An 11,756-nucleotide genomic window follows, 5' to 3' on the forward strand; every position below is an offset into this window, starting at 1 on the left:
GAGCCGGTCCGAGGCCGCCCCTTCTTCGGCGGCCTCAGGCGTGCAGGAGGGCCTCGGCGACGCCGCGCACCGAGGCCCTGAGGCGGTCGGCGCCGCCGTCGGCCATCACGTGCCGGGCGAGGTCGGCGTCGAAGGAGGCCAGCAGCGTGTGGGCGGCGAACTCGGCGTCGAGCCCCGGCGCCGCCGCCGCGACCAGCCCCGTCACGTGGGCGTGCCACCGCAGGTAGGTGGGGTCGCGGTATTTGTCGGCCGCGCAGGCCCGTTCGTGCGCGGCGAACAGCGCCAGGTTGCGCTCGGCCAGCCCGGCCAGCTCGTCCAGGAACGCGAGCAGCCGCTCCCGCGGCGGCGCCCCCGGCCCGAGCGGCGAGCCGGGCGTCTCGATGGCCTCGGCCAGGGCGGCGGCGCGCTCGGCCAGCAGTTCCTGGAACAGGCCGGTCCTGCTGCCGAAGCGGCGGAACAGCGTGCCCTTGCCCACCCCGGCCGCCGCGGCCACCCGGTCGAGCGAGATGTGCTCGGCGCCGTGGGCGTCCAGGAGCTCTTCGGCGGCCCGCAGGATCGCCTCCCGGTTGCGGGTCGCGTCTGATCGCACCAAGGCCCCTCCTTGCAAGCGGACTGTCGGTCCCCATAGTATCCCGGCAACGAAGCGGACCGCCGGTCCGCATGATGGCGGGAGGATCTCGTATGCGCGCACTGGTGGTCGGCCCGGGGGCCGTGGGGCGGCTCGCCGACGTCCCCGAGCCCGTTCCGGGGGCCGGGCAGGCACTCGTCGAGGTGCGGCGGACGTCGGTCAACTTCAGCGAGCTGCGGCACATGGACCGCCTGCCGGAGGGCGTCGTGCTCGGCTACGACGCCGCCGGGGTGGTGCTGCGGCCCGCCGCGGACGGCACGGGCCCGGCCGAGGGCGCGCGGGTGGCGGCGTTCGGGGCGGGGGCGTGGGCGGAGCGGGCGGCGTTCGACACCGGCTCGCTCGCCGTGGTGCCCGACGGGGTGGACCTGGCGGTGGCCGCCGCCCTGCCGATGTCCGGCCTGTCCGCCCTGCGCTCACTGCGCGCCGCCGGTGTCTCCCTCGGATCGCGCGTGCTCGTGACGGGGGCGTCCGGCTCGGTCGGGACGCTGGCCGTGCAGCTCGCCAGGCTGGCCGGGGCCCACGTCGTCGCCTCGGTGAGCTCCGCCGCCCGCGCCAAGGCCCTCGGCCCGGACGTGGACGTCGTGACCGCCCTGGACGGCGTGGCCCCCGTGGACGCTGTGATCGAGCTGGTCGGCGGCCCGACCCTGGTGGCCGCCTGGGGCCTGCTCAAGCCGGGCGGCAACCTCCAGAGCATCGGCTGGGCCGGCGGGCAGCCGGCCGTCTTCCCGCCCGGCTCGACCTTCTCCCTCGGCCCCGCCCGTTCGATGAACTCGTTCGGCGACGTCGGCTCCCCCGGCCCCGACCTGGCCTTCCTGCTCGGCCTCGTGGCCGCGGGCGACCTGACCGTCGAGATCGGCCGCCGCGTGCCCTGGGACCGCCTGGACGAGGCCGCCGCGGCCCAGCTCGACCGCACGGTCACGGGGAAGGTCGTGCTCGACATCGGCCCGGCGGGACACGGTCTCTCCTGACCACGACGAAACTCATCTGTCACGCCTTGTCCCTCGGGAAGAAATGGTCTAGACCTAGACCAAACAGAGCGTCCTCCGCGCCCCCCAGGGAGACCTCATGTCACTCGAAGAGGATTCCAGGCGACTCGCCGAGCTCGGCTACAAGCAGGAGCTGGCCCGGACCTGGAGCGGCTTCTCCAACTTCGCGATCTCCTTCTCCATCATCTCGATCCTCGCCGGCTGCTTCACGACCTTCGGCCAGGCCTGGAACAACGGCGGCCCCATCGCCATCTCGTGGGGCTGGCCGCTGATCTCCGCGTTCATCCTGATCATCGGTTTCTGCATGTCGGAGCTGGTCTCGGCGTTCCCGACGGCGGGCGGCATCTACTGGTGGGCCGCCACCATGGGCAAGCCGATCCACGGCTGGTTCACCGGCTGGCTCAACCTGATCGGCCTCATCGCGGTCACCGCGTCGGTCGACTACGGCTGCGCCACGTTCCTCAACATCACGATCAGCCGCCTCACCGGCGGCGCGTGGGAGGGGACGCTCCCCCAGGCGTTCCTGCTGTTCGTGATCATCCTCATCCTGCACGCGCTCATCAACATCTTCAGCCACCGGCTCATCTCGCTGCTGCAGAACATCAGCGTGTGGTGGCACGTCGCGGGCGCGGTCGTCATCGTGGCGATCCTGGTGTTCGCGCCGTCCGAGCACCAGTCGCTCGGCTTCGTGTTCGGCGGCACGATCAACAACTCCGGCTTCGGCGACGGCGACGGCGGCGTGCCCTTCTGGCTGTACGTGCTCCCGCTCGGCTTCCTGCTCACCCAGTACACGATCACCGGGTTCGACGCCTGCGCCCACGTGTCGGAGGAGACGCAGGGCGCGGCCAGGACGGCCGCCCGCGGCCTGTGGCAGTCGATCTTCTACTCGGCGATCGGCGGCTGGATCCTGCTGCTGGCGTTCCTGTTCGCCGCGACCAACGTGGACGAGATCAACAAGCAGTCCGGCTTCGTCGGCGCCATCTTCGAGACCGCGCTCTCCTCCCCGCTGGCCACCGCGATCTTCGCGATCTCCACGATCGGCCAGTTCTTCTGCGGGATGAGCTGCGTGACCTCGATGTCGCGCATGACGTACGCGTTCTCGCGCGACGGCGCGGTGCCCGGCTGGCGGCTGTGGTCGAAGGTGGACCGCAACCGCACCCCGGTCAACGCGATCCTGGCCGGCTGCCTCATCGCCGCCCTGATCACCCTGCCCGCCCTGTACGCCCCGGCCGGCTCGACGACCCCGGTCGCCTTCTACGCCGTCGTGTCGATCGCGGTCATCGGCCTCTACCTGGCGTTCCTCATCCCGATCTGGCTGCGCCTGCGCATGGGCGACGCCTTCCGTCCCGGCCCGTGGACGCTCGGCCGCAAGTACCGGGTGCTGGGCTGGATCGCCTGCGTCGAGATCGTCATCGTGTCGATCTACTTCGTCATGCCGTTCTCCCCGGCCGGCGTCCCGGGCAACAAGGACTTCACCTGGACGTCGGTCAACTACGCGCCGATCGCGGTCGGCGTCGTGCTGATCGGGATCTGGTTGTGGTGGAGCCTGTCGGCCAGGCACTGGTTCACCGGCCCGCGCCGCACGATCGACGAGGTCCCGATCTCCTGACCAGCCCTGTGGGCGGGCACGGCCGATCCGGCCGTGCCCGCCTTTTGCTGCTTGACACCGCTTGGCTAAAGGCTTTAGCTTTATGGCTATAAGAGTTAGCCGAGAGGGGTTGGACATGACGGAGTTCCTGGCGGTCGAGGGTGGCCGGCTCGCCTACGACGTGACCGGCGAAGGGCCGCTGATGGTGCTGGCGCACGGCATGGGCGTCGGGCGGCAGTCGTTCAGGTTCCTGGTGCCCGAGCTGGTGGCGGCGGGTTTCCGGGTGGCGACCACCGACCTGCGCGGCCACGGCGAGTCCAGCCGCGACTGGCCCTCCTACACCCGCACCGACGTCGCGGGCGACCTCCTCGCGCTGGTCCGCCACCTGGGCGGCCCGGCGGTCCTGGTGGGCCACTCGTTCGCGGGCGGTGCCGTCACGGTCGCCGCCGCGCAGGCGCCCGAGCTGGTCAGCGCCGTGGTGGAGATCGGCCCGTTCACCCGGGTGCAGAAGATCGACGGCGGCGGCCTGCTGCGCAACGCCCACCATCGCAAGGGGGCCATGCTGCTGCTCGGCGCGGCGCTCCTGCGCAGCGTCGGCCTGTGGAAGAAGTACCTCGACCACGCCATGCCCGGCGTCAAGCCCGCCGACCACGCGGAGCACATCGCGGCGCTCGAAGCCGACCTGCGCCGGCCCGGCCGGATGGCCGTGGTCTCCAGGATGGGCCAGGTGCCCCCCACCGACGCCGGCGCGCGGCTCCCCGACCTGACCCGCGACGTCCTGGTCGTGATGGGCACGCTCGACCCCGACTGGGCCGACCCGCGCGCCGAGGCGGAGGGCATCGTGGCCGCCATGCCCGCCGGGCGCGGCCGGATCGCCATGATCGAGGGCGCGGGCCACTACCCGCACGCCCAGTTCCCGGCTCAGGTGGCCGCCGAGGTGCTGTCGTTCGTCAAGGAGCGCGTGCATGCCTAGGGCGGCGTTGTCCCAGGACACGGTCGTCGACCTGGCGGTGTGCCTGGTGGACGAGAACGGGCCGGAGGCCCTGACGCTCTCGGCGCTGGCGGCCCGCGCCGGGGTCGCGACGCCGTCGCTGTACAAGCACGTGCGCAACCTGGCCGAGCTGCGCGAGCTGCTGTCGGTGCGGATCGCCGACGAGATCTCCGCCGAACTGGCCCAGGCGGTGCTGGGCCGTTCCCGCGACGAGGCCGTCGGCGCGCTGATGGACGCCTGGCGCGCCTACGTCACCCGCCATCCGCACCGGTACGCGATGGTCATCCAGCAGCCGCACCCCGGCATGCGGGCGGCGGGCGAGCGCCTGGTGGGCATCATGCTCGCGGCGCTGCGCGGCTACGGGCTGGAAGGCTCCGACGCGATCCACGCGGCCCGCTGCCTGCGCGCGACGGCGCACGGGTTCGCGGTGCTGGAGGCGTCGGGCGGGTTCGGCCTGCCCGAGCTGCTCGACGACAGCTACGACCTGCTCAAGCACATGGTCGTGGCCGGGCTGACCACTCCCCGCTGAGCGGTCAGGACGCCTCGAAGGCGGCGGCCACGGCGGGCCGCACGTCCTGCATGGTGATGTCGCCCAGCTCGCGCTTGAGCGAGGTCATGTCCACGTCGGGCATGCCGCAGGCCACCGCCCAGTTCCAGGGCGTGAGGTCGCCGTCGACGTTGAGCGCGAACCCGTGGCTGGTGACCCCCCTGCTCTGGCGCATGCCGATCGAGATGATCTTGCGGCCGGTCGTGGACGTCCAGACGCCGGTCAGCAGCTCCGAGCCCGGCGGGGTGTCACGCCGCTCGGCGGGCAGGCCGAGCTTGCCCAGCGCCTCGACCAGGCGCAGCTCCACCTCCCGCACGTAGTCGACGATGCCTTCGTCCTCGCCCAGCTTGACGATGAGATAGCCCACGAGCTGGCCGGGGCCGTGGTAGGTGAGCTGCCCGCCGCGCCCGGTCTCCAGCACGGGGATGCCGCGCTCGGGGGCGGGCAGGTGCTCGGCGGGGGTTCGCCGGCCGACGGTGTAGACGGGCGGGTGGCTGAGCAGCCAGAGCGTGTCCGGCCGTTCGTCCCGCTGGCGCTGCCCGACGAGGTCGGTCATGCGCTCCATCGCCGTGTCGTAGTCGACCAGATCGTCCTGCAGAAGTGTCAGCGGCCTTGCCCTCATCCTTCGAGGATAAGACGCATCCCGGACACCAGCGCACGCAGCCCGAACTCGAAGTCGCCGTCGGGGTCCTCCACCGGGCGGGCGTCGAGCGGCACGGCCGGGCCGCGCTCGTCGATCGCCGCGCCGAGGGCGAACCTGCCGACGCGATCAGCGCCCTGACCGCCTGCTCGCCGGTGAAACCCGCCTCGGTCAGCGGCCTGATGAGCGCCGGGAGCTCGGCCAGCCGGCGCGGCGTGGGCCGGGACCCGGCGCCGGCGACCGTGGGGCTGGTGCGGCCCGACGGTTACGTGGCCTGGGCCGAACCCTGCGCGGAGCCCGCCGAGGCGGCGCTCACGCGGTGGTTCGGCGGGCCGGCGGACGTGTCAGTGGGAGTAGCCCCTCGGCTCCTCCGGGACGAGGATCCACATGGCGACGTAGACCACCCAGAGCGGCCCGGGGATGAGCGACAGCAGCAGCCAGAGGATGCGGACGAGGGTCGGGGGCAGGCCCATCTTGTCGGCGAGCCCGCCGCAGACGCCGGCCAGAATCCTGTGCTCCCTTGAGCGGTACATGCTGTTCCTCCGTGTCGTGATGACCTACCGGTAAAACGGACAGCAGTGCCGCCGATATCCCGCTAGGGACCCTGAGAAAACCCTGTAAGGGTCAGCCACTCATGAGCCATGCCCAGATGTTCCCTGGTCAGTCCATGTCTGGGATCGACGTGGATCAACAGGAAATTCTCCAGACCCTGATCGACCCTGAGGTACTGCTCGTCCTGCGCCCACACCTGGTCGTCGAACCACACGAACGGCCGCCGCCCGGCGTACGCGGCGACGTGCGGCGTCTTGAACATCTCGCCGTGCTCGGTACGGGTGCGCTCGGGGCCCATGGTGACGACCGGGAGCGTGGGCAGGCCGATCCTGGGAGAGATCCACTCGTTGGCGTGCTGCTCCCAGGTGGTGGCCCAGACCAGCTCGGCGCCCGTGGTCAGGGCCAGGTCGAGCAGCCGGCGGCCGTGGCGGGGGTTGAGGTGCACGGTGTAGACCTCGGTGCCGATCGTGCAGCGGTAGCGCCGGAAGTCGGGCGTCGGGCGGCCCATCGGGTTGAGCACGCCGTCGACGTCGAGCAGCAGCAGGGGCTTCACCTCGCCGCTCCGGCCCGGTGCTCCTGGGGGCTGACGCCGCGTACGCGCTTGAAGGCCGCGCTGAGCGCGAACGGGCTGCCGTAGCCCACCTTCCTGGCCACCGAGCCGATCGTGGCGTCGGGCTCGCGCAGCAGGTCGGCGGCGAGCGCGAGCCGCCAGTCGGTGAGGAAGGACATCGGCGGCTCCCCCACCAGGTCGGTGAACCGCCTGGCCAGCGCCGCCCTGGAGACCCCCACCTCGGTGGCGAGGGCGGCGACCGTCCAGGGATGGGCGGGGTTGTTGTGCAACATCCGCATCGCCCTGCCCACGATCGGGTCGCCCATCGCGCGGTACCAGGCGGGCGCCTCGTGCGTGGCGAACCACGACCGCAGCACGGCGATCAGCAGCAGGTCGAGCAGCCGGTCGAGCACCGCGGACTGGCCCGGGTCGTCCTTGACGATCTCGGCGCCGAGCAGCGCGATGACCGGCCCGCCGGGCTGCACGAGGAGCTGGGGCAGCGCGTCGAGCAGGCGCCTGCTGACCTCGCCCTCCAGCGTGTACGTGCCGGTGATCAGCACGGTGCCGCCCGCCGGGTCGTTGCCCCAGGTGCGCACGCCGAGGTCCATCGACTGGTACAGCGACTCGCCGTCGGGGGTGGTGCAGCGCTGGCCGGGGTGGATGACGATCTGCGGCGCGGTGCCGGGGGCGTCGGCCACCACGTACGGCTCCGGCCCCCGCAGGATGGCCACCTGCCCGGGTTCGAGGCGGGCCGGCTCGCCCTTGTCCGGCAGCACCCACGCCTCACCGGACACCAGGGCCACCAGCGTGAGCGGGGCCTCGTCCTGGATGCGCATCGACCACGGCGGGTCGAGGATGGACCGGAGCAGGAAGGCGCTCCGCGCTCTCGGTCCGTCGAGCAATGCCGCGAGCTGATCCATGGGCTAGACGATCGCATATGCCAACGCGCTTCTCAACCATGGAGAGTCTTATGGGTATGACGGCTTACTAGATGCATGACGATTTTGGTTCTGGGCGGAACCGGCAAGACCGGCCGCCGTGTCGCTGACCGGCTCACCTCTCTCGGCCTTCCCGTGCGGATCGGCTCCCGCTCGGCCACGCCGTCCTTCGACTGGGCGGACCGCTCCACCTGGGCCGCGGCGCTCGACGGCGTCGAGTCCGTGTACGTGTCCTACTACCCCGACCTGGCGTTGCCCGGCGCGTACGAGGACGTCCTGGAGCTCACCCGGCTCGCCGCGGACGCCGGGGTGCGGCGGCTGGTGCTGCTGTCGGGCCGGGGCGAGCCGGGCGCCGAGGCGAGCGAGCGGACCGTGCGGGAGTCGGGCCTCGACTGGACGATCGTGCGCTGCGGCTGGTTCATGCAGAACTTCAGCGAGGGCTTCCTCCTCGACCAGGTCCTCGACGGCGTGCTGGCGATCCCGGTGGCCGACGTGCCCGAGCCGTTCGTGGACGCCGACGACATCGCCGACGTGGCCGTGGCCGCCCTCACCCAGGACGGGCACGCGGGCCGCCTGTACGAGCTCACCGGCCCGAGGCTGCTGACGTTCGCCGACGCGGCGGCCGAGCTGTCGAAGGCCACGGACCGCACGATCACCTCCATCCAGGTCACGCCGGAGGAGTACGTGGCCGGGGCCGTGGCGGCGGGCGTGCCGAAGGAGGAGGCCGAGGGCCTGACCGGGCTGTTCACCGAGGTGCTCGACGGCCGCAACGCCCACGTGACGGACGGCGTCCGGGAGGCGCTGGGGCGTCCGGCCCGCGACTTCGCCGACTACGCCAGGGCCAACGCCGCGGCGTGGGCCGGACGCTGAGAACGGGCCGGCTCTCCCCCGGCCCGCTCAATCTGCCGGTCTCCCCCGGCCTGCTCGACCTGCTGGTCTCCCCCGGCCCGCTCAACCTGCTGGGCGGGCAACTGCGCGGCCCCCGTTTCCGCTAACCTCACCCTGGTCACTCCCGTAACCGGAAGGTGTAGTCGTGATCGGCTGGCTCGAAGCGGTGGTGCTGGGGCTCATCCAGGGGCTCACGGAGTTCCTGCCGATCTCCTCCAGCGCCCACATCCGTGTGGTCTCGGCCTTCTTCGGCTGGCAGGACCCGGGGGCGGCCTTCACGGCGGTCATCCAGCTCGGCACCGAGGCCGCGGTGCTCATCTACTTCCGCAAGGAGCTGTGGGAGATCATCTCCACCTGGGTCCGCTCGCTGTTCGACCGGGAGCTGCGCGGCCACTGGGCGGCCCGGATGGGCTGGTACGTCATCGTCGGCACGCTCCCGATCGGCGTACTGGGCCTGGCGTTCAAGGACCAGATCGAGACCGTCTTCCGCGACCTGCGCGTGGTCGGCACGACGCTGATCGTCTTCGGCTGCATCCTGTGGTTCGCCGACCGCACCGCGCGCAACAAGCTGACGCTGGAGAAGCACCTCAGCTTCACCCACGCCATCGTCTACGGCTTCGCGCAGGCGCTGGCCCTCATCCCGGGCGTCTCCCGCTCGGGCGGCACGATCACGGCCGGCCTGCTGCTCGACTACCGCCGCGAGGACGCCGCCAAATACTCGTTCCTGCTGGCCATCCCCGCCGTGCTGGCCTCCGGGGCGTTCGAGCTGAAGGACATCGGCGAGGGGCAGGCCCCCGCGTGGGGGCCCACCATCCTGGCGACGCTGATCTCGTTCGCCGTCGGCTACGCGGCGGTGGCCTGGTTCCTGAAGTACATCAGCACCCACCGGTTCACCGCGTTCGTGATCTACCGCATCCTGCTCGGCTTCCTCGTCATCCTGGCGGTCACCGCGGGCTTGATCCCGGCCGCCTAGGCCGACACGGCCGTCCGGGCGAGGGCGGGCGAGGGGTAGTAGGCCGCCCACGCCTCGTCGCCCATGCGCAGCACCTTCAGGCCGGTCCAGCCGAGGCCGGCGACGGGCAGGGCCCAGAACAGCACGGTCACGGGGCCGTACTCGATGGGGAAGGAGACGACGTACCCGACGAAGACCAGCAGCGGCACCCACCAGCCGACGAACCCGGCCCGCCACACGGCGACGACCAGCAGCGGCAGGCCCAGCACGGCGAAGAACATCCACGGCATCTGGAAGCCGAAGATCACGCCGGGCAGGTTCAGCATCTCGTCGAGGATCTTCTGCGCCTGCTCCGGCGGGTTGTGCCGGCCCAGCCACCACTCGACGGGGTCGATCATCAGCAGGGCCGACATCGAGATGTAGCCGATGGCCGCCGCCGCCCCGGCGATGTGGCCGAGCACGGTGGCCTTGCGCCTGGTGAGGTGCACCAGGCCGATGGCCGCCAGGCCCATGAGCATCCAGCTCCAGTGGTAGAGCGCCGACTCGGCCTGGGCCAGCGCGGGGTTGTCGCCGTAGCTGACCGCCTCGCGGGAGTCGCCCCACGTGCCGGGGTCGATGACGACGGCCACGAACTGCAGGAGCGGGGCCGTGATGAGCAACGTGCCCGCCGCGACGCGGCGGAAGGTCACCTGGTTCCTGAACATGGCGGCGACGGTACGTGCCGCCGCCGCCACCCGTCGTCCGCCTGCGGGGCGACCGCAGGTCACCTCCGAGACGGAGAAGATCAGACGGCCACCGGCGTGCGCGGGGCGGCGGGGGCCGCCTTGGCCCGGCGTCCGGGCAGGGCCAGCAGCACCAGGCCGAGCAGCGCCCACAGGGCCAGCACCCCGACCGGCGTCCACAGGGCGGCCCCGCCGAAGAACACCGTGTTGCGCACCGCCTCGGCGGCCGGGCCCACGGGCAGGACGCGGCCGACGGCGGCGTACCACTCGGGGATGTAACGGGCGCCGAGCGGCCCGCCGCTCGCCGAACACCACGTCCGCCAGCCACGCGACGGCCGTGCCCGTCACCAGCGCGCCCGCGGCCAGGACGCCCGTCCGCGCCGCCGCGCCCAGGCCCGGCGCGACCCGGGCGAGCAGCACGGCCAGCGCGAACGACGGCGACGGGCACGCGCCCATCCCGAGGTCCGCGCGCTGCTGGCGGCCTCGCAGCTGCTCGGCCTGGCCATGATCCGCTACATGCTGAGGCTCGACCCGCCGGCCTCGCTGCCCGCCGGCCAGGTCGCGGCCCTGACCGCGCCCAACGTCCAGCGTTACCTGACGGGCACGCTCTCGCTCGACGAGATCGCCGCCGCCCGGGGGTAGGTCGCCAGGGTGAACAGCAGCGCCGCCACGCCGAGCCCGGTGGCCAGCACGACCACCCCGGCCCTGCCGTAGGCGTCCAGGGCCAGGCCGCCCGCGATGCCGGCCGCGAACAGGCCGACGTACTGGGCGGACGACAGCAGGCCGAGCCCGATCGGCACGTTGTCCGGCACCGCGGCCACCGTCCTGAACTGCTGGGCCGGCGCGACCAGCCAGCCGAGCGCGCCCCACAGGAGCGCCCAGACCAGCGCGATCGGCAGGGCCAGGTTCGCGACGGGGATCAGGGCCAGGAAGACCGTGGAGGCGGCCAGGCCGATCAGCACCATCCTGCGCGGCCCGTAGGCGTCGGTGAGGCGCCCGCCGAGCTGGTTGCCCACGATGCCGCCGAGCCCCCACGCCCACAACACGGCCGGCAGCGGCAGGTCGAACAGCGACCCGATGTAGGTGTAGGCGGTGAACCCGGCGCCGAACATCAGCAGCTGGGTGACCAGCACCACCAGCACCCGCCGGTCGGCCAGCGGCGCGAACCGCTCGCCGAGCCGTCCCGACACGGCGACCCTGACGTCCGGCACGAGCGCCGCCACCCCGGCGAAGCCGATCACGCCGAGCCCGACGACCAGCCACATCGTCGCCCGCCAGCCCGAGACCGAGCCGAGCCAGGTGCCCAGCGGCACGCCGACGGCCGAGGAGACGCTCAGCCCGCCCATCACCAGCGCCAGCGCCCGCCCGCGCCGCTCGGGCGAGGTCAGCGCGTTGGCCACGCCCGAGGCGGTCGGGGTGAACATCGCCGCCCCGGCCGCGGCCACCACCCGCGTGGCCATGACCAGCGGGTACGTCGGAGCCAGCGCGGTCAGCACGTTGCCCGCGACGAACACGGCCAGCGCCAGCAGCAGCAGCCGCTTGCGCGACAGGCGGGCGGTGAGCGCGGCCAGCAAGGGGGACAGCAGCGCGTATGCCAGGGCGAACACGGTCATGAGCTGCCCGGCGGCGGACGTGGAGATCCCGAGGTCCGCGGAGATGGGGGTGAGCAGCCCGGCGGTGACGAACATGCCAGTACCGATGGCGAAATTTCCGGCAGCAAGGGGATAGAGCCGGGAACTCATGGAACCTCCAGCCAATTAGTTGGACGGGCATC

15 protein-coding genes and 2 pseudogenes are annotated in these 11,756 nt (G+C 72.3%); 9 read left to right on the forward strand and 8 right to left on the reverse strand.

The features are described 5' to 3' along the window. Positions 1–34 precede the first annotated feature (34 nt). Positions 35–589 (reverse strand): helix-turn-helix domain-containing protein, encoded by a 555-nt coding sequence (locus tag AB0J46_RS05290; RefSeq protein WP_364326709.1) that lies wholly within the window; start codon positions 587–589, stop codon positions 35–37. Positions 590–681: 92 nt separating this feature from the next. On the opposite strand from AB0J46_RS05290, the gene AB0J46_RS05295 reads away from it, so the two are divergent. From AB0J46_RS05295 to AB0J46_RS05310, 4 genes are all read left to right on the forward strand, one after another. After that, entirely contained in the window at positions 682–1,596 is a 915-nt protein-coding gene (locus tag AB0J46_RS05295; RefSeq protein WP_364326712.1) for a zinc-binding dehydrogenase, read from the forward strand. 97 nt (positions 1,597–1,693) lie between these two features. Then, complete coding sequence (locus AB0J46_RS05300) at positions 1,694–3,223, forward strand: amino acid permease (protein ID WP_357994329.1); 1,530 nt, start codon at positions 1,694–1,696, stop codon at positions 3,221–3,223. Positions 3,224–3,338: 115 nt separating this feature from the next. Further along, a complete protein-coding gene (locus AB0J46_RS05305) occupies positions 3,339–4,175 on the forward strand; it encodes an alpha/beta hydrolase (protein WP_364326715.1) in 837 nt (278 codons plus the stop codon). Continuing rightward, positions 4,168–4,722, forward strand: a complete 555-nt coding sequence (locus AB0J46_RS05310) for a TetR/AcrR family transcriptional regulator (protein WP_364326718.1) — start codon at positions 4,168–4,170, stop codon at positions 4,720–4,722. The genes AB0J46_RS05305 and AB0J46_RS05310 overlap by 8 nt, the downstream gene beginning before the upstream one ends. Positions 4,723–4,726: 4 nt before the next feature. Here the strand turns inward: AB0J46_RS05310 and lipB are convergent, their stop codons facing one another. Next, entirely contained in the window at positions 4,727–5,362 is a 636-nt protein-coding gene (lipB, locus tag AB0J46_RS05315) for a lipoyl(octanoyl) transferase LipB (RefSeq protein ID WP_364326721.1), read from the reverse strand. On the opposite strand from lipB, the pseudogene AB0J46_RS05320 reads away from it, so the two are divergent. Next, positions 5,341–5,703: pseudogene (locus AB0J46_RS05320) on the forward strand (hypothetical protein); the annotation flags it as partial. The gene lipB and the pseudogene AB0J46_RS05320 sit on opposite strands and share 22 nt — an antisense overlap. Positions 5,704–5,724: 21 nt before the next feature. Here AB0J46_RS05320 and AB0J46_RS05325 read toward each other — a convergent pair. The 3 genes from AB0J46_RS05325 to AB0J46_RS05335 form a co-directional block, all read right to left on the reverse strand. Next, positions 5,725–5,913 carry a PspC domain-containing protein gene (locus AB0J46_RS05325; RefSeq protein WP_352325923.1) on the reverse strand — a complete coding sequence of 63 codons (189 nt, stop codon included), beginning with the start codon at positions 5,911–5,913 and terminating at the stop codon, positions 5,725–5,727. A 62-nt stretch (positions 5,914–5,975) separates the two neighbouring features. Then, positions 5,976–6,485 carry an HAD domain-containing protein gene (locus AB0J46_RS05330; protein WP_358289653.1) on the reverse strand — a complete coding sequence of 170 codons (510 nt, stop codon included), beginning with the start codon at positions 6,483–6,485 and terminating at the stop codon, positions 5,976–5,978. Next, positions 6,482–7,402: an AraC family transcriptional regulator gene (locus AB0J46_RS05335; protein WP_364326725.1), complete on the reverse strand. Its 921-nt coding sequence runs from the start codon at positions 7,400–7,402 to the stop codon at positions 6,482–6,484. Before AB0J46_RS05335 ends, AB0J46_RS05330 begins: the two co-directional genes overlap by 4 nt. A 75-nt stretch (positions 7,403–7,477) precedes the next feature. On the opposite strand from AB0J46_RS05335, the gene AB0J46_RS05340 reads away from it, so the two are divergent. Genes AB0J46_RS05340 through AB0J46_RS05350 form a run of 3 tightly spaced genes read left to right on the forward strand, consistent with a single transcriptional unit; the run spans position 7,478 to position 9,281 of the window. Beyond that, the gene (locus tag AB0J46_RS05340; RefSeq protein WP_364326728.1) at positions 7,478–8,290 is read left to right on the forward strand and encodes an NAD(P)H-binding protein; all 813 of its coding nucleotides are present in this window, start codon (positions 7,478–7,480) and stop codon (positions 8,288–8,290) included. Beyond that, positions 8,275–8,415, forward strand: a complete 141-nt coding sequence (locus AB0J46_RS05345; RefSeq protein ID WP_364326731.1) for a hypothetical protein — start codon at positions 8,275–8,277, stop codon at positions 8,413–8,415. Before AB0J46_RS05340 ends, AB0J46_RS05345 begins: the two co-directional genes overlap by 16 nt. Positions 8,416–8,453: 38 nt before the next feature. Beyond that, positions 8,454–9,281, forward strand: coding sequence for an undecaprenyl-diphosphate phosphatase (locus AB0J46_RS05350; RefSeq protein ID WP_364326734.1), 828 nt, complete (start codon positions 8,454–8,456; stop codon positions 9,279–9,281). Here the strand turns inward: AB0J46_RS05350 and AB0J46_RS05355 are convergent. Both AB0J46_RS05355 and AB0J46_RS05360 read right to left on the reverse strand, forming a co-directional pair. Then, the gene (locus AB0J46_RS05355; RefSeq protein ID WP_364326737.1) at positions 9,278–9,964 is read right to left on the reverse strand and encodes a hypothetical protein; all 687 of its coding nucleotides are present in this window, start codon (positions 9,962–9,964) and stop codon (positions 9,278–9,280) included. The two genes, AB0J46_RS05350 and AB0J46_RS05355, sit on opposite strands and share 4 nt — an antisense overlap. An 80-nt stretch (positions 9,965–10,044) precedes the next feature. After that, positions 10,045–10,218 (reverse strand): hypothetical protein, encoded by a 174-nt coding sequence (locus tag AB0J46_RS05360; protein WP_364326739.1) that lies wholly within the window; start codon positions 10,216–10,218, stop codon positions 10,045–10,047. A gap of 190 nt (positions 10,219–10,408) precedes the next feature. On the opposite strand from AB0J46_RS05360, the pseudogene AB0J46_RS05365 reads away from it, so the two are divergent. Next, positions 10,409–10,624, forward strand: a pseudogene (locus tag AB0J46_RS05365) (hypothetical protein); the annotation flags it as partial. On the opposite strand, the gene AB0J46_RS05370 reads toward AB0J46_RS05365, so the two are convergent. Continuing rightward, positions 10,573–11,724 carry an MFS transporter gene (locus tag AB0J46_RS05370; protein ID WP_364326742.1) on the reverse strand — a complete coding sequence of 384 codons (1,152 nt, stop codon included), beginning with the start codon at positions 11,722–11,724 and terminating at the stop codon, positions 10,573–10,575. The pseudogene AB0J46_RS05365 and the gene AB0J46_RS05370 overlap by 52 nt on opposite strands. Between the last annotated feature and the right edge of the window lie 32 nt (positions 11,725–11,756).

The organism is Nonomuraea sp. NPDC049758 (genome assembly GCF_040674635.1).
Taxonomy (GTDB): Bacteria; Actinomycetota; Actinomycetes; order Streptosporangiales; family Streptosporangiaceae; genus Nonomuraea.